15 protein-coding genes are annotated in these 16,401 nt (G+C 63.6%); 8 read left to right on the top strand and 7 right to left on the bottom strand.

Annotated elements, in window-relative coordinates; translation table 11 throughout:
• Positions 1-17 precede the first annotated feature (17 nt).
• Positions 18-641 carry a uracil phosphoribosyltransferase gene (gene upp, locus G4D79_RS24055; protein WP_007727319.1) on the top strand — a complete coding sequence of 208 codons (624 nt, stop codon included), beginning with the start codon at positions 18-20 and terminating at the stop codon, positions 639-641.
• Here the strand turns inward: upp and G4D79_RS24050 are convergent.
• Positions 638-2,230, bottom strand: a complete 1,593-nt coding sequence (locus G4D79_RS24050) for a phospho-sugar mutase (RefSeq protein WP_214514466.1) — start codon at positions 2,228-2,230, stop codon at positions 638-640. The genes upp and G4D79_RS24050 overlap by 4 nt on opposite strands.
• Positions 2,227-3,024: a purine-nucleoside phosphorylase gene (locus G4D79_RS24045; RefSeq protein WP_007727315.1), complete on the bottom strand. Its 798-nt coding sequence runs from the start codon at positions 3,022-3,024 to the stop codon at positions 2,227-2,229. Before G4D79_RS24045 ends, G4D79_RS24050 begins: the two co-directional genes overlap by 4 nt.
• Before the next feature lie 67 nt (positions 3,025-3,091).
• Between G4D79_RS24045 and G4D79_RS24040 the strand changes: the two genes are divergently transcribed.
• From G4D79_RS24040 to G4D79_RS24025, 4 genes are read left to right on the top strand one after another with little or no spacing between them, the layout of a single operon-like run.
• Positions 3,092-3,790, top strand: coding sequence for an enoyl-CoA hydratase-related protein (locus tag G4D79_RS24040; RefSeq protein ID WP_003940710.1), 699 nt, complete (start codon positions 3,092-3,094; stop codon positions 3,788-3,790).
• A 12-nt stretch (positions 3,791-3,802) separates the two neighbouring features.
• Positions 3,803-4,963 (top strand): M20 family metallopeptidase, encoded by a 1,161-nt coding sequence (locus tag G4D79_RS24035; protein WP_050654878.1) that lies wholly within the window; start codon positions 3,803-3,805, stop codon positions 4,961-4,963.
• The gene (locus tag G4D79_RS24030) at positions 4,960-6,108 is read left to right on the top strand and encodes a M20 family metallopeptidase (RefSeq protein WP_003940741.1); all 1,149 of its coding nucleotides are present in this window, start codon (positions 4,960-4,962) and stop codon (positions 6,106-6,108) included. The genes G4D79_RS24035 and G4D79_RS24030 overlap by 4 nt, the downstream gene beginning before the upstream one ends.
• A gap of 54 nt (positions 6,109-6,162) precedes the next feature.
• On the top strand, positions 6,163-7,239 hold the full coding sequence (locus G4D79_RS24025; RefSeq protein WP_214514465.1) for a hypothetical protein: 1,077 nt from the start codon (positions 6,163-6,165) through the stop codon (positions 7,237-7,239).
• Positions 7,240-7,252: 13 nt separating this feature from the next.
• On the opposite strand, the gene G4D79_RS24020 is transcribed toward G4D79_RS24025, so the two are convergent.
• Positions 7,253-7,723 (bottom strand): gamma-glutamylcyclotransferase, encoded by a 471-nt coding sequence (locus G4D79_RS24020; protein ID WP_003940753.1) that lies wholly within the window; start codon positions 7,721-7,723, stop codon positions 7,253-7,255.
• A 154-nt stretch (positions 7,724-7,877) separates the two neighbouring features.
• On the opposite strand from G4D79_RS24020, the gene G4D79_RS24015 reads away from it, so the two are divergent.
• Both G4D79_RS24015 and G4D79_RS24010 read left to right on the top strand, forming a co-directional pair.
• A complete protein-coding gene (locus G4D79_RS24015; protein ID WP_003940987.1) occupies positions 7,878-9,281 on the top strand; it encodes an NAD(P)H-quinone dehydrogenase in 1,404 nt (467 codons plus the stop codon).
• Positions 9,282-9,462: 181 nt separating this feature from the next.
• Positions 9,463-10,644, top strand: a complete 1,182-nt coding sequence (locus tag G4D79_RS24010) for a PLP-dependent aminotransferase family protein (RefSeq protein WP_007727308.1) — start codon at positions 9,463-9,465, stop codon at positions 10,642-10,644.
• On the opposite strand, the gene G4D79_RS24005 is transcribed toward G4D79_RS24010, so the two are convergent.
• Positions 10,625-11,410, bottom strand: a complete 786-nt coding sequence (locus G4D79_RS24005) for a 3-oxoadipate--succinyl-CoA transferase subunit B (protein WP_003940707.1) — start codon at positions 11,408-11,410, stop codon at positions 10,625-10,627. The genes G4D79_RS24010 and G4D79_RS24005 overlap by 20 nt on opposite strands.
• A complete protein-coding gene (locus G4D79_RS24000) occupies positions 11,407-12,321 on the bottom strand; it encodes a CoA transferase subunit A (RefSeq protein WP_231915041.1) in 915 nt (304 codons plus the stop codon). The genes G4D79_RS24005 and G4D79_RS24000 overlap by 4 nt, the downstream gene beginning before the upstream one ends.
• 83 nt (positions 12,322-12,404) lie before the next feature.
• Here G4D79_RS24000 and G4D79_RS23995 point away from each other — a divergent pair, with 83 nt between their 5' ends.
• Entirely contained in the window at positions 12,405-13,301 is an 897-nt protein-coding gene (locus G4D79_RS23995; protein WP_030535055.1) for a LysR substrate-binding domain-containing protein, read from the top strand.
• Here the strand turns inward: G4D79_RS23995 and G4D79_RS23990 are convergent.
• Both G4D79_RS23990 and glpK read right to left on the bottom strand, forming a co-directional pair.
• On the bottom strand, positions 13,298-14,713 hold the full coding sequence (locus G4D79_RS23990; RefSeq protein WP_042449618.1) for an MFS transporter: 1,416 nt from the start codon (positions 14,711-14,713) through the stop codon (positions 13,298-13,300). The two genes, G4D79_RS23995 and G4D79_RS23990, sit on opposite strands and share 4 nt — an antisense overlap.
• 171 nt (positions 14,714-14,884) lie before the next feature.
• Positions 14,885-16,375, bottom strand: a complete 1,491-nt coding sequence (gene glpK, locus G4D79_RS23985) for a glycerol kinase GlpK (protein ID WP_214514464.1) — start codon at positions 16,373-16,375, stop codon at positions 14,885-14,887.
• Positions 16,376-16,401: the final 26 nt, after the last annotated feature.

Below are 16,401 nucleotides of genomic sequence, written 5' to 3'. Positions count from 1 at the left end.
GAACTATTCTGATGGTCATGCAAACGCACGTAGTCGACCATCCGCTCGCGGCGGCCCTCTTGACGACAATGCGTGATGCACGCAGTGAGAACGCGACTTTTCGTTCCGCACTTCGCAGGCTCACGCACATGCTGGTCTACGAGGCCATGCGTGACGCGGAGGTCGAGGAGTTCCCGGTCGACACCCCGGTGGCAGCGACGACGGGCATCCGGCTCGCGAAGCCGCCGTTGTTGGTACCCGTGCTGCGGGCCGGTCTGGGCATGGTCGAACAGGCGAGTGCGCTGATTCCGTCGGCCGGCGTCGGCTTTGTCGGAATGGCACGTGACGAAGAGACTCATCAGCCGGTTCCGTACCTCGAATCCCTGCCGGCGGATCTGTCCGGGATCCCGGTGTTCGTGCTCGATCCGATGCTCGCCACCGGTGGTTCGATGGTGCACACCATCGACTTGCTGGTTGCGCGTGGCGCGACGGATGTCACGGCAGTGTGCGTCGTGGCCGCTCCGGCCGGCGTCGACGCGCTGGCAGCGTCCGGCCACCCGGTTCGTCTGGTCATCGCGAGCATCGACGACGGACTCGACGAGAACGCTTTCATCGTCCCCGGTCTCGGTGACGCCGGCGATCGGCAGTTCGGACCCCGCTAGAGCGAAAGGGCGAAGGTTCGGAGTTCGGCCAGCCGGGCCTTCGCCTGCTCTACTGCGTTCGCGAGATCGTCGCGGTTCGCCACCGGGACGACAACTTCGAGATAGCACTTGAGCTTGGGCTCGGTTCCGGACGGTCGCACCACCAGGCGGATCGACGGCCCGTCGAATATCACTGCGTCGGTGCGCATACCACCGCGAACCAGGGACAAGTCCTCGGTCGTGACCGGCTCGCCCGCGAGTTGGCTTGGCGGATCGGCGCGTAGCCGTTTCATCATTTCCGCGATGTCACTCGAGTCCTCGACGCGGCGGGATACTTGGTCCCCGCAATGCAGTCCGAATTCGACGGCATAGTCGCCTAGAACGTCCAACAGGGTTCTGTTGCTGCCCGCGAGGGTGGCAGCCAAGTCGGCCACCAGAACGGCAGCCGAGATTCCGTCCTTGTCCAGCACCACATCCGGATCGACGCAGTGCCCGATCGCTTCCTCGTAGGCGTAGACGAGTCCGTCGCCGGCGCGCGTGAGCCACTTGAATCCGGTGAGTGTCTGCGCAAACCTGGCTCCGCGGGCTTTCGCCAACTTCGAGAGCAGGGTCGAGGAGACGATCGTCGTCGCCACCAACGAATCTTCGGGCGCCGTGCTCAGTACGTGGTCGGCCAGGAGCACCCCGGTTTCGTCGCCGCGCAACATGCGCCACTGATCACCGTCGCGAATTCCGACGGCGCAGCGGTCGGCATCCGGGTCGAGTGCGATCGCCAGATCCGCGTCGACACTTCGGGCAAGGGCGAGTAGGCGGTCTGCGGCGCCGGGCTCTTCGGGATTGGGGAACTCGACGGTCGGAAACGTGGGGTCGGGATCGAACTGCTCCGCCACGACGTGCAGGTCCTCGAATCCTGCTGCTCGCAGAGTCGCGGCCGCAGTCTCGCCGCCGACGCCGTGCATTGCCGTGAGCGCAATCCGGATCGAGCGTGCGTCGCCGTGCGGGAGGGTCGCGATGCGGGCGATGTACTCCTCGACCAGAGAGTTGTCGGCCGGAATCACCGATGCCCGCGCGACGTCGGCGGCACCACCGATGCGGGCGATCTCGCTCTCGATTTCACGATCGGCGGGGGAGACGAGTTGCGCTCCGCCCGAGAGATACACCTTGTAACCGTTGTCGGCGGCAGGATTGTGGGAGGCGGTGATCTGGATACCTGCCGCTGCCCCGAGCCTGCGCACCGCGAACGCCACCAGCGGTGTCGGCAGTGGGCGGGGGAGCAGGGTCACCTCGAACCCAGCCGCTGCCATGACCTCGGCGGCGGCGAGAGCAAATGCCTCTGAACCGAGCCGGGCGTCGCGGCCGACCACAACGCGGGACCCGCCCTGGCAGCGAGCTGTCAGCCAGGCCGCCAGACCGGCCGTGGTCCGGATGACGACCGCGAGGTTCATGCCGTTGGGTCCGCCGCGTACCGGCCCGCGAAGCCCAGCAGTGCCGAACGTCAGCGGTGAGGAAAAGCGTTCGGCCAGTTCATGTTCGGAAAGGGCGGCTAATTCTGCGCGGGTAACTGGGTCCGGATCGGCGTCGATCCACTCGGTGACGTTCAGCGGTGTCACAGCTGCTCGACCAGTTGGCGCAGCAGCACTCCCATCCGGGCCGCCGAAGCTTTGCCTGCCGCCAGCACCTCCTGATGGTCCAGTGGGGCGCCCGTGATTCCGGCGGCCAGATTGGTGACCATGGAGATGCCGAGAACGCGGGCGCCGAGCGCGCGGGCCGCGATGGTCTCGTGAACCGTCGACATGCCGACCAGATCGGCGCCGAGTGTACGAAGCATTCGAATCTCGGCCGGAGTCTCGTAATGCGGACCGGGAAGCCCGGCGTAAACACCCTCGGCAAGGTCCGGGTCGATCGAGCGAGCCAGCGCCCGCAGTTCCGGCGAGTAGGCGTCGACCAGGTCGACGAACTCTGCGCCGACGAGGGGAGAGCGGGCCGTCAGGTTCAGGTGGTCACTGATCAGCACTGGTTGTCCCACTGCGTAGTCCTCGCGGATACCGCCGGCCGCATTGGTGAGGATGACGGTGTCGGCGCCGGCAGCAATGGCTGTCCGGACCGGGTGGACGACGGTACCGAGATCGTGGCCCTCGTATGCGTGCGCGCGCCCGAGCAGCAGCAGGACTTCGGTGTTTCCGACGCGCACCGAACGAATGGTGCCCGCATGGCCGAGGGCGGACGGTGGGGCGAAGCCAGGAAGATCCGCCATCGAGACTTCGGCTGTCACGTCCGCACCGGCGTCGCCGAACACGTCTGCGGCATCGGTCCACCCCGACCCGAGCACGATGGCGACTGACGGTGACGAAGAGCCAGTCATGGCGGACAGAGCAGCGGCGGCGGCCTCGGCGATCGTTCCCATGTGAGCAACCCTACTGAGGAGTCGGGTCGGTTCGCCGGGTGAGTTGGCGGGCGTTACTCTCCCATCCATGCCTTATCTCGAACGCGACGGCGACGTATTCATCCTGTACCTCGGCAACGAGGGCGAAACGGACAACGAGAACCGCTTCGGCCCTGAGTGGATCGACGCTGTTCACAGCAAGTTGGACGAGGTCGAAGCGCACGAGGGGCCCGCAGCCCTGGTGACGACGGCGACGGGCAAGTTCTACACGAACGGCCTGGACACGACGTGGATCTTCGGCAATCTCGACGGTCTCCCCGGCTACCTGGACAAGGTCCACACCATCTACAGCCGTTTGCTGACCTTCCCGATGGCCACGGTCGCGGCCGTGCAGGGGCACGCGTTCGGCGCCGGCGCCATGCTCGCGTCCTCGCACGATTTCCAGATCATGCGCGCGGACCGCGGCTTCTACTGCCTGCCCGAGGTGGGACTGAACATGCCGTTCACTGTCGGGATGTCTGCACTGCTGAACAGTCGTCTGCCCAAGCAGACGGCAGTCGATGCCATGACGACGGGGCGTCGCTTCGGCGGCGCCGACGCACTCGCTGCCGGCATCGTGCAGGAAACGGTCGACGGCGACGGAGTACTCGCCGCTGCTGTGGCCAAGGCGTCGGCACTGACGTCGACTCACGGCAAGAACTTGGCGGGAATCAAGGCAGGCATCCACCGCGATGCTCTTGCAGACCTCGCTCAGGTGACTGACAAGAGCAACTTCTCCTTCGGGTGAGAGAATGATCGCGTGAACCAGAATGTCGACAGCGCAGTCAGGTCCGTAGAGGCCGATCTGATCGCGCTGTCGCATTCGATTCACAGCGACCCGGAACTCGCCTTCGAGGAGTTCCGCAGCGCTGCCAAAGTGTCGGACCTGCTGGCGCAGCACGGTTTCGCGGTCACTCGCGGGATCGTCGATCTGCCGACAGCTTTCGATGCCACCTACGGCAGCGGAGAGTTGGTCATCGCGATCTGCGCCGAGTACGACGCGCTGCCCGAGATCGGTCATGCCTGTGGGCACAACATCATTGCCGCCGCCGCGGTCGGGGCCGGCATCGCGTTGGCTACCGTGGCCGACGAACTGGGGATCACCGTCCGAGTGATCGGTACTCCCGCGGAGGAAACCGGTGGCGGCAAAGTCCTGATGCTCGAGCGTGGTGCATTCGACGGCGTCGGCGCGGCCATGATGGTTCATCCAGGGCCGATCGACATCATCGGTGCGACCTCGCTGGCCTTGGCGGACATCGCCGTGAGTTATCACGGTCGCGAGGCGCATGCGTCTGCTGCGCCGGAGTTCGGTCGTAACGCCGCCGACGCAGCGACGCTCGCTCAGGTGGCGGTCGGACTGTTGCGTCAGCACCTGCAGCCAGGTCAGCAGATTCACGGAATCGTCAGTGACGGCGGCACGGCTCCCAACATCGTTCCGGCTCGGTCCGAATTGCTCTACTACCTGCGTGCCGAAACGGCCGCGTCGTTGGCCAATCTGTCCGAGCGTGCCGACGCGTGCTTCGCCTCGGGTGCACTCGGCACCGGGTGCACCCACGAAATCCGCACGGTATCGCCTACTTACACCGAGCTGACCCCCGATCCGTGGCTGGCGGCGGCGTACCGTGAACAGATCGTCGATCTCGGGCGGGTGCCACTGGCAGCGGAATGGGAGCGCTCCCGTCCACTGGGTAGTACGGATATGGGTAATGTGACCAATGTGATTCCGGGAATTCACCCGGTCATAGGCTTGGATTCATCGGGGGCAGTGACACATCAGCCGGAGTTCGCGGCTGCGTGTATCACCACCTCCGCAGATCGAGCGGTAGTCGACGGTGCAATTGCGTTGGCCCGCACTGCTGTCCGGGTAGCGTCCGATCCAGAACAACGCGCCCGTCTGTTGGAAGGGGTAGATCGCCGGTGAACGCGGCAATCGACACGTGGATTCACGCGCACACCGACGACCTCGTCGCGTGGCGTCGACACATCCATGCCAACCCGGAGTTGGCTCGCCGCGAATACGCGACCACCGAATTCGTCGCCACCCGCCTCACTGCCGCTGGATTGTCGCCGAAGATCCTTCCCGGTGGCACCGGTCTCACGTGCGATATCGGACCGGAGGGTCCACGAATCGCACTGCGCGCCGACATGGACGCTTTGCCGATGCAGGAAGCGACCGGGGCGACGTACTCGTCCACGGTCCCCGGTGTGTCCCATGCATGCGGGCACGACGCCCACACCACCATCCTGCTCGGCGCCGGACTGGCTCTGGCCACGCTGCCCGAACTTCCCGTCGGGGTTCGGCTGATATTCCAGCCCGCCGAGGAAGTCATGCCCGGCGGAGCACTCGACGTCATCGCGGCCGGCGCGCTCGACGGTGTGTCCAGAATCTTTGCTCTGCACTGCGATCCGCGACTCGAGGCAGGCCAGGTGGGAATGCGCCTGGGCGCGATCACCTCAGCTGCCGACACGATCGAGGTCGTCCTCGACTCTCCGGGTGGGCACACGTCGCGGCCGCACCTGACCACGGATCTGATCTACGCACTCGGCACCGTCGTGACCGGGCTGCCGGGAATGCTCAGCCGTCGTATCGATCCGCGTACCGGAACCGTCATGGTGTGGGGCGCGGTCAGCGCAGGTCAGGCGCCCAACGCGATTCCGCAGACCGGCATGATGACGGGCACGGTACGTACCGGAGATCACGACACCTGGGAGTTGCTCGAACCGCTCGTGGAAGAAATCGTCCACGGACTGCTCGCACCCACCGGAGTTCGCTACCAACTCAACTATCGTCGCGGAGTGCCACCGGTCGTCAACGACGAGGTGTCCACTCGGATGTTCGAGGACGCCATCGCGACCGTCGGACAAGATGCTTTGGCGGACACCCCGCAATCCGGTGGTGGCGAAGACTTTTCGTGGTACCTCGAAACCGTGCCGGGTGCCATGGCGCGGCTCGGCGTGTGGTCGGGTGAGGGCGATCAGCTCGACATCCACCAACCCACTTTCGATCTCGACGAGCGAGCACTCGGCGTCGGTGTGAAGGTTCTCACGAGCCTGGTTCTGGGATAGTTCCGGTTCCCGTCGGGGGTACCGTTTTTCGTTCGTTCGAGTGAAGGTACGGGCATGTCCATAGGTGTGGGAGTGCGAATCGGCACATTGGTGTCGACGGCTGTCGTTGCGTCGAACGATCCAGGTTCGGCTGATCCGGTGGTATTGGTCAGGGACACGATCCTCAATCAACGCAAGGACGGCACGACGGTGCTCGGTGGCACCGAGCAACTGGGTGCCGGCCGTGAGTTCGCCGAGAGCTGGTCGGGCTTTGTCGGTCGCGTCGGGGACCCGAGTGGCGTCGCGGGAACTGCCGATACTCGTTACCGCGCCGAGGATTTGGTGGCGACCTCGATTCGCTGTCTGTTGCAGGAATGCGAGCCGCTGTCCGATCGTGGTGGTCGAAGCGGGGGAGCGCCCGACATCGTCGCGACCTACCCGTCACGCTGGGACTCGTCGACAGCGGCCCTCATGCAGGATTCGCTGGTCTACGCGGGCCTCGAACGAGTCACACTCGTCTCGGATGCCGAGGCCGTGTCGGCGTGGTTCGAGTCGGAAATCGCGGCACTCGCCGGCACGCTCATCGGCATCTATCACGTGGACGACACCGGGGCAGCGGTCACCCTCGTGCGTTCTGGTGTCGCGGCCGGCCGTGCATTCGGCTTTGCCGGCGACGGGAGTTCGCCGAGTTCACGCCTCGCGACGGCTCTGGGTGCGTTCGGTTGGATGCCGGAGAACCTGGACGCCGTAGTCGTCACCGGTGACGGCGAACCGGCGACAGACAAAGCGGCCATGATGTCCATAGCGGCCGGGATTGCCGAAAAGCTCGGTGTCAGATGTGAACTCGGTCCCGGACCTGAGCAGTCGGCTGCGCTGGGAGCCGCAATTCTGGCTGCCGGATTCACCTCGACGTCGCACACTATCGTGCCGATCGGATTGCCGCCTTCACACGACGTGACCGAGGTGTTCGACACCCTGGGACGCGAGAAGGTGGCGGCAGAAACCGCTGCCGGGGTGGCGACCGCCGAGCCGGAAACTGCAGTTGTCGCAGGCGAATCGGAGTCGCGCGGTTCCAAGCGTGTGCTCATCGGCGTGACGGTTGTGGTGGTGCTCGCAGCACTGGCAGTGCTCGCGTATTTCCTGCTGCTTTGAGCAGGACAGCTATCTAATCGGTAACACCGTTACCCGGACCGACATTGCGGCTGTTTCTCGTCCGCAACTCTCGTACGTACTCGGCCGGCGCTCCGGCAATCTCGGCGGCGTCGGCCATCACGCCGATGTAGCGGGCAGACGGCAGTCCGCCTTCGTACGCATCCATGACGTAGAGCCACGCAAGTACCGCGTCGCCGGCGGTGTCGACCCGCACGCGGATCTTGCGGTGCAGACCCAGTTCGGCACCTTCCCAGCGGTCCAGACTCACTTCGTCCTCTTCCGGGACGTCGTAGAGCACCACGAAAACACTGGAATCGGGATCTTCGACCACGGTGGCGAGGGCACCCTCCCAGCCGAGGTCCTCGCCGCTGAAGGTCAGGCGCCAGCCTCGCAGCCACCCTGTCCCGGACATGGGGGAGTGTGGGCAGCGCAACAACATCTGCTCGGGATGCATGTTGGAACCGTAGGCGGCATAAATCGACACGGGCGCAAGCCTAAACCGTGGTCCGAGGGTGTGGCGAAGCGGACCACCGGACGCAAGTAATCTGGTACAAGCACTGCGCGACACGTGGTGCTCGAATAGCGTGACACTGGTCGACGGGAGACCCCTGCCGGCCACGCGAGGACTTGGAGGACACATGACCCGGATCGTGATCATCGGTGGCGGACCCGCCGGCTACGAGGCGGCACTGGTAGCCGCGCAGCACGGGGCCACGGTCACCCTGGTCGATTCGGACGGCGTCGGCGGTGCGTGTGTGCTGTTCGACTGTGTCCCGTCGAAGACGTTCATCGCGTCCACCGGAATCCGCACCGACATGCGTCGTGCATCCGACCTCGGCATCACTCTGGATCCGGAGCAGGCTTCGGTGTCACTGCCGAAGATCCACTCCCGAGTCAAGAGTCTCGCGTTGTCCCAGTCCTCGGACATTCGCGCACGGTTGCAGACGGTAGGCGTCGAGGTTCTCTCCGGCACCGCCGAACTGACCGATCCACTCCTCGGCATGGCAGCACACCAGGTTCGCGCGACGCTCGGAAGCGGCGAGCAGAAGACCATCGACGCAGACGTCGTGTTGATCGCCACCGGCGCCAGCCCCCGCATCATCCCGGGAGCCGAGCCCGACGGTGAGCGAATCATGACGTGGCGCCAGCTCTACGACTTGGACGAGCTTCCCGAGCACCTGGTCGTGGTCGGTTCCGGTGTCACCGGTGCCGAGTTCGTCTCCGCGTACACCGAGATGGGCGTCAAGGTCACGCTCGTGTCCAGTCGCGACCGTGTTCTGCCCGGCGAGGATGCCGATGCGGCGCTCGTGCTCGAGGACGCCCTCGCCGAGCGAGGTGTCACCCTCGTCAAGCACGCCCGCGCGGACGCCGTCGAGCGCACCGAGAAGGGCATCGTCGTCAAGCTCTCCGACGGCCGCACGGTCGAAGGAAGCCACGCTCTGATGACCGTCGGTTCCGTCCCCAACACCAACGGTCTCGGCCTGGAGCGGGTCGGCATCGAGTTGGACAAGGGTGGATACCTGCGTGTCGACCGGGTCTCGCGCACCACGGTTTCCGGTATCTACGCTGCCGGTGACTGCACCGGACTGCTCCCGCTCGCGTCGGTGGCTGCGATGCAGGGACGTATCGCGATGTACCACGCACTGGGTGAAGGCGTCAGCCCGATCAAGTTGAAGACCGTCGCGTCGGCCGTCTTCACACGCCCCGAAATTGCAACGGTGGGTGTTTCGCAGGCAGCGATCGACAACGGAGAGGTGCCTGCGCGCACCGTCATGTTGCCGCTCAACACCAACCCGCGCGCCAAGATGTCCGGTTTGCGTCGCGGATTCGTGAAGATTTTCTGCCGCCCGGCTACCGGCGTGGTCATCGGCGGCGTTGTGGTCGCACCCACTGCTTCGGAACTGATCCTGCCGATCGCGATCGCCGTACAGAACAACCTGACGGTCAACGACCTGGCGCAGACGTTCTCGGTGTACCCGTCGCTGACCGGATCGATCACCGAGGCTGCTCGTCAGCTCATGCGTCACGACGACCTGGACTGACAACCGACCAGAGTCTTCTTACAATGTGGGAACTCTGTTTCACATACTGAAGTATTGGTGGGATAGTCGAGATACCGACCGAATCAAGGGTCGGTATCTCGGCGCTCTCCCGCCCCGTTGACCCAGGACGGCTCAGGGTGTTTTTCCTCTGACCTTCATTCTGCGTGCCTGGGAGCTTCATATGACACACGCCGCGCTGTCCGCTCGCATGGACGGACTCCGTAGTTCTGCAATTCGCGATCTGCTCACCCTGACTGCCCGGCCCGACGTCATCAGCTTGGCCGGCGGACTGCCCGATCCCGATTTCATTCCGCGGGAGCGAATCTCGAAGGCAGCCCACGACGCACTCGGTGACCCCTCGTCCGTTCAGTACGGCGAGACCTCCGGCCTGCTGCGCCTCCGTGAGGTGATCGCCGAGCGCGAATCATCCAAGATCGGGCGGACACTCGACGTGTCCGAAGTCGTGATCACCCACGGTTCTCAGCAAGGTTTGAGCTTGCTCGCGCAGGTCCTCCTCGACGCCGGTGACGTCGTGGTCGTGGAGGAACCGGCATATACCGGTGCGCTGCAGGTCTTTCGAACGGCGCAGGCCCGTCTCGTTCCCGTCCAGCTCGACGAGGACGGAATGGACACCGACGCGCTCGAAGCGAAACTCGACGCCGGTCTTCGGCCCAAAGTTGTTCACACCGTGAGCAATTTCCACAACCCGCGCGGCGCGGTGCTTTCGGCGCAGCGGCGAGCGCACTTGGCGGCACTGGCGGACCGATACGGGTTCTGGGTTCTCGAGGACGACCCGTACGGCGAACTGTACTTCGGCGAGAAACCGCCCGCACCGCTGGCGGCGTTGTCGGACAGGGTGATTCGGCTGTCCAGTGCTTCCAAAGTGTTGGCACCGGCGCTGCGCGTCGGCTGGCTGCACGGCGACCGAAAGGTCTGCGAGGCGGTCGAACTGATCAAGCAAGGCGCTGACCTGTGCGGGTCTTCGCTCACACAGCAGATCGCCGCAGACCTCTTCTCCGATGTCGAATGGTTCGACGCGCATCTCGACGTGCTTCGAGCGGGGTACGGCGCGAGGGCGAAGGCGTTGGTCACGGCCGCCGAGACGGAATTGAGTGGGCGTGCACGCTTTTCCGAGGTCCGCGGCGGGATGTTCTGTTGGATGGATTTCCTCGACGACGTCGACACCACCGAACTCCTGGGTGCCGCGCTCGCGCATGGCGTGGCATTTGTCCCAGGTTCGGCCTTCGCGGTCGAAGCGGACCTTGGTCGAAGCGCTCGACTGTGTTTCGCGACGTATCCCGAAGCGGTGCTGGTCGACGCCGTCGGCAGGCTCCGGGACAGTGTCACCGCAGGTACAGCCTGACTTTGTCGATAGTGTTGCGGAGCAGATCGATCTCCGTACCGGACGGCGGGGTGGTGACGGTGACGTGGTCGGCGACGGCCAGATCCCATCCCGTCGCCTCTCGCACCTGATCGACCGAGATGCCTTCGTGGACACTGGTCAGCTCCAACTCGCCGCCGGGGCCCTGGTGTGTCAGGACACCGAGGTTGGTGAACACCTTTGTCACTCCTGCACCTGCCGGCATGATGCCCTTTCCGCTGGCGTGGGCGCGGGCGGGGCTGGGTGAGGTGCAGAAGTCGAGCGCGGCCGGAAAGGAACTGAGGTCGTGGCGACGCATCACGACGAAGATCTCGGCCGCGTTCGCGATGATCTCGACGGCCCCGCCTGCTCCGGGCAGTCTGACCGTCGGGTTCTTCCAGTCACCGATGAAACTTGTGTTCAGGCTTCCCGTTCGATCGATTTGAGCGGCCCCGAGAAAACCGACGTCGACGTTGCCACCTTGCAGGACATAACCGAAGAGTGCGGCCATACTGAGCACGGATTCGGCGCCGGAGACCACGACGGAGTCGGCGATACCTTCGGCCATCGCCGACGGATGCGCGCCGCACACTCCGGATTCGTAGATCAGTTCTACGTCCGGATTCGACGTGTGGCGCGCGAGATCGACTGCGAGCGTGGGGAGCCCGACTCCGGCGAAGACCCGGCGCTTACCCGCCAACTCGCGTGCCGCGACGGCGACGATCGTTTCGGTGGAGGTGGTGTTACCGCTGACAATCGTGGTGGTCACAGTCTGCTCCCGTAGTCGACAGGTGTGGAGAGTTTTGATCCGACCTCGAGATCCGACCAGTAGTCAGCTCCGAGCTTGGCGAGATATTCGTCGTGATCGCCGAGTGTGTACACCCACTCGTCGAGCCAATTTCTCAGCAACGAAGGGTCTTTGGAAATCTCGGTCCAGCGTCGGTAGAAGCCGCAATCGCGGTCGTAGTATCCCTGTGCGTACGACGGGTGCGCGCCGCGCGGGCAGACGACAACCGCGTCGACGGCGTGCGAGGGAATCAGAGTTCGGCTCGGATCTGACCTGATGACCTCGTCGTCGACAAGCTCTTCCACAACGACGATCGCCTTCTTCGCGGCGTACACGGCCTCTTGCTGCACCCCGGCGATGCCCCAGATCTGTGCGTTCCCGGACGTGTCCGCTCGCTGTGCGCCGATGATCGTCACATCCGGATTCAACGGCGGCACAACGTAGACGCTCCCGCCTCCGTACGGATCCTCGACGAGTCTCAGTTGTGGGTTGAGTGCGGGTAGATCACTACCTGCGTACGACCGCAGCGGGAAGAAGGGAAGTCTGGCCGCTCCCGCCTGATACCGGCACACCATGCCGTAATGGCTGTATTCCTCGACTTCGAGGGGGAGCGGGTCCTGGTTCTCGATGCGTCTGCGTAACTCGTACAGAGAACCTGCGGAGCCGCTGGCGAAGAACGAGGCAACCAGCTTTCGGACGCAGCCGGCGGCGACGAGTTGATCGGAAACGATGTCCGGCGTCATCCGGCAGAGGGTGAGGTCCCTTCTGCCCTGCCGGATGATCTCGTGTGCCGCGGCAAAAGGAATGAGATGCGAAAATCCCTCCAGCGCAACGGTCATCCCGTCTTCGACGTATCGGCCGACGGCCTCTTTCATCGAGAGGGTCTTGTCCACGTGTGTACCTCTTCTTGTTCTTTCGCGCACTCGGTCGGTTTCGGAACTTGACATGTTCGGCCGGTGTGGCGCAACAATGTCGGGTGGAAATTCATCAGATCAACGCTTTTCTCGCGGTGGCTGAGGAGCTACATTTCGGCCGTGCGGCGCAGCGGCTTCGGATTGCGCAACCGCCGCTGAGTCGAACGATCAGGCAATTCGAGAAACAGCTCGGTTCGCCGTTGTTCGATCGGAGCACTCGAACTGTGCGGCTCACTGCTGCCGGTGAAGCGCTGCTGCTTCCGGCGCGCGAGATTCTGGACGCGTGCCGGATGGCCGAGATCGCGGTCTCTGCGGCAGGCAAGGGAACGACAGGTCGCGTTCGCCTGGGTTTCGCGGGGACTTCTTCGCATCTGCTCGTCGGGCGGTGGGCGAAATTGGTGAGAAAGACCAATCCCGGTATCGAATTCGTGCTCGACAGTTCTGCTTTCGCGAACGAGGCGTTGTTGATGCTGCTCGATCGACGACTCGACATCGGGATGGTGCGGTGGACCGTACCGCCGCTCGGGATCACGTCGAGATTGATCGCCGAGGAGAACTTTCTGGTGGCCATGTCCAAAGACCACCCGTTGGCGTCGAGGGACTCGGTTCGGTTGATCGAATTGGAGTCCGAGAATTGGGTGACGCTTCCGGCGGAGCCAGGTTCGATTCTGCGGGAGTCTCTGCTCACTGCCTCGAAGAACGCAGGGTTCCTGGCTCGAATCGTGCAGACGGCACCGGATTCGATGTCGTTGATCGCGCTGGTGTCCGCGGAAATCGGATGCTCGTTGACCATCTCCTCGGTGGCCCAGAGCATCGTGAATCCTGATGTTGTCTTTGTTCCGGTCATGGACCCACCTCCTCCTCTCCAACTGCGTATCGCCTGGCGAGAGGGAGACGACAGACCTGCTCTTCTCGAAGTGTTGAAATTGTCCGAGCAGGCGCTGCCGTCCCTGGCCTAGACGGTTGCCCGACCGGTAGGAATCTCACCCGCTTCGGACTTCGGCGAGTTCGCAATATCGACAAGAGTGTTTTCGAGTTCGAGTTCGTCGTAGTCCGCTTGTTCGGCCGTCGAGAGTTCGCCCGCGTTGTAGCCGGTACGTCGGAGCAGGAGCAGGGTGCAGATCAGTGAGACAAGGGCGTACAGCCCGGATACGATCGCGACCCCGACGATATTGCCTGACGTGTTGAGCATCCACTGCGCCAGTACGGGAGTTCCGCCGCCGACGACAAGGGAACACAATTGGTACGCCGTCGACAGACCGGTGTAACGGATGTTGGCGGGGAAGGCCCGAGCGAGAACGCCGGCGATGGCGCCGTAGAACATCGAGTGCGGGATCGTGGCCAGACACATTGCGACGACTGCAATGGTGAAGTTCCCGGTTCGGATCGCGAAGAACATGGCGGGCATGAGGACGAACTCCGGTATCACCATCAGGCACATGGCTTTTCGCATGTCGATCTTGGAGACCAGGACGGCACCGAAAGGTTGGACGATGAACTGCACGACGAGCGCGATCGCGATGGCGGCCAGGAAGGTTCCTCGATCGTATCCGAGTTCTTTTGTAGCCCAGGACAATGCGAAGGTGTTCTTGAAATAGGTGACCTGGGCGAGGGGGAGTGCGCCGGCGCCGAGGAGAACCAGTACCCAGTGCTTGCGCAAGACTTCGGCGAGCGGAAGCTTGACGACCTTCTTGCGTGCGAGAACGGCCTTCATCTCGTCCGACTCTTCGAGTTTGAGGCGAATGATCATCCCGAGAATGACCAGCACCGCCGAGATGATGAACGGGATGCGCCATCCGTACAGGAGGAACGACGGCGTCGGCATCGAGGACAGAAGGAAGAACGCGATGGTGGCCAACAGATTTCCGGCGGGTGAGCCCTGTTGGGCGAACGCGGAGTAGAGGATGCTCTTGCCCTTCGGGGCATTCTCGCTGGCAATGAGCACTGCGCCGCCCCACTCGCCACCGACCGCGACTCCTTGGATGACGCGAAGGGTGACCAGACCGATCGGCGCCCAGATCCCGACCTGTGCGTAGGTGGGGAGGAGTCCGATGCCGACCGTGGCGACACCCATCATCATCAAGGTGATGACGAGAGTGTTCTTGCGTCCGATCCGGTCGCCGAGGTGTCCGAAGATGATCCCGCCGATCGGCCTGGCGAGGAAGCCTGCCCAGAGCGTGATGAAGGCGAGGAGAGTTCCGACTCCGTTCGGGAGAGTGTCGGAGAAGAAGATGTCGCCGAATACCAGGGCAGCGGCAGTGCCGTAGATGTAGAAGTCGTACCACTCGATAGTGGTTCCGATGAACGAAGCGATACCGGCTCTTCGCGCCTTGGCGTTGATCTCCTCGGAACTGCGAGTGGGTGAACTCATGCGTGGCGACCTTTCTCTGCAACATTCGCGGCGCCGAAACGTGGCGTGCCTGAATGAGATTCGCAGAGTGGTGTAGGTCACGTCCAATACCAACTTGGTCGCCTATTGATACCTCAGGAGTATCAATAGGCGACCATGATCAGCTCTTCCGGTATGGAAGGATCGGGGTGATTACTCGGACCAGTTGTACGTCCGCTCGACGGCCTTGTTCCACTCCGCGTACAGCCGTGACCTTTCGGACTCGTCCATCGCCGGTTCCCAGGTTTGGCCGACGGCCCAGTTGTTGCGGATGTCTTCGGTGTCGGCCCAATAACCGATGGCGAGGCCCGCTGCGTATGCAGCACCGAGAGCTGTCGTTTCGTTGACCACCGGGCGGATGACGGGAACTCCGAGGATGTCCGACTGGAACTGCATCAGGGTTTCGTTGACCACCATGCCGCCGTCGACCTTCAGTGCGGACAGTTCGACTCCCGAATCCGCTCGCATGGCGTCGATGACCTCGCGGGTCTGGTATGCCGTCGCCTCGAGCGCTGCGCGGGCCAGGTGTCCCTTGTTGACGAAGCGCGTCAGACCGACGATGACACCCCGGGCATCCGGTCGCCACCGAGGTGCGAACAGCCCGGAGAACGCGGGCACGAAGTAGGCGCCGCCGTTGTCGTCGACACTTGCGGCGAGCGGCTCGATGTCCTTGGCGTTCTGAATGATTCCGAGATTGTCTCGAAGCCACTGGACCAAGGAACCCGTCACGGCGACGGAACCTTCGAGTGCGTACACGGCAGGGGCTTCGCCGAGTTTGTAGCAGACGGTCGTCAGTAGTCCGTGCTTGCTGTGCACCGGCTTCGTGCCAGTATTGAGAAGCATGAAATTGCCGGTGCCGTAGGTGTTCTTGGCTTCACCCTCGGAGAGGCAGGCCTGGCCGAATGTGGCTGCCTGCTGGTCACCGAGGATTCCGGCGACCGGCACATCGGCGAGATTGCCGCGTGGACGTCCTGTGCCGTAGACCTCTGAGGAACTACGGATTTCCGGGAGCATCGACATCGGGATTCCGAAGTCCGCACAGATCGATTCGTCCCACTGGAGGGTCTCGAGATCCATCAGCATCGTGCGTGACGCATTGGTGACATCTGTCACGTGGACGCCCTCGGTCAGGTTCCACACGATCCACGTGTCGACAGTGCCGAAGCACAATTCGCCGGCCTCCGCTTTTGCTTTCGCACCGTCGACGTTGTCGAGAATCCAGCGGATCTTCGGCCCGGCGAAGTAGGTCGAGAGTGGTAGTCCGGTCTTGTCTCGATACTTGTCCGGACCCTCGTCGCCGCCCAGTTCGACACACAGTTGATCCGTGCGCGTGTCCTGCCACACGATCGCGTTGTAGATCGGCTTACCCGTCGAACGTTCCCAAACGACGGTTGTCTCACGCTGATTCGTGATTCCGACGGCAGCGATGTCGGCCCGCGTGAGATCGACCTTCGCGAGAGCGCCGGCCACCACCTCCCGAGTGTTGATCCACAGCGCCACCGGATCGTGCTCGACCCAACCTGCTCGCGGGAAAATCTGCTCGTGTTCTTTCTGCGCAACGCTCACCACGGCGCCGTCGTGATCGAAGATCATGCAGCGGCTCGACGTCGTGCCTTGGTCGATGGCGGCGATGTATTGATTCACTGTGCTCCTAGGTTCGGGCGTGTTCG

Origin of the sequence: Rhodococcus sp. WY5 (assembly GCF_018588185.1) — a bacterium.
In the GTDB taxonomy this organism is placed as follows: Bacteria; Actinomycetota; Actinomycetes; order Mycobacteriales; family Mycobacteriaceae; genus Rhodococcus_F; species Rhodococcus_F qingshengii.
This window is presented reverse-complemented; position numbering and strand designations above follow the sequence as displayed.

What these genes read in the sequence shown, in the direction of transcription:
- upp (WP_007727319.1), top strand. Translation starts at nt 18, where the DNA reads ATGCAAACGCACGTAGTCGACCATCCGCTCGCGGCGGCCCTCTTGACG.
- G4D79_RS24045 (WP_007727315.1), bottom strand. Translation starts at nt 3,024, where the DNA reads ATGGGAACGATCGCCGAGGCCGCCGCCGCTGCTCTGTCCGCCATGACT.
- G4D79_RS24040 (WP_003940710.1), top strand. Translation starts at nt 3,092, where the DNA reads ATGCCTTATCTCGAACGCGACGGCGACGTATTCATCCTGTACCTCGGC.
- G4D79_RS24025 (WP_214514465.1), top strand. Translation starts at nt 6,163, where the DNA reads ATGTCCATAGGTGTGGGAGTGCGAATCGGCACATTGGTGTCGACGGCT.
- G4D79_RS24015 (WP_003940987.1), top strand. Translation starts at nt 7,878, where the DNA reads ATGACCCGGATCGTGATCATCGGTGGCGGACCCGCCGGCTACGAGGCG.
- G4D79_RS24010 (WP_007727308.1), top strand. Translation starts at nt 9,463, where the DNA reads ATGACACACGCCGCGCTGTCCGCTCGCATGGACGGACTCCGTAGTTCT.
- G4D79_RS23990 (WP_042449618.1), bottom strand. Translation starts at nt 14,713, where the DNA reads ATGAGTTCACCCACTCGCAGTTCCGAGGAGATCAACGCCAAGGCGCGA.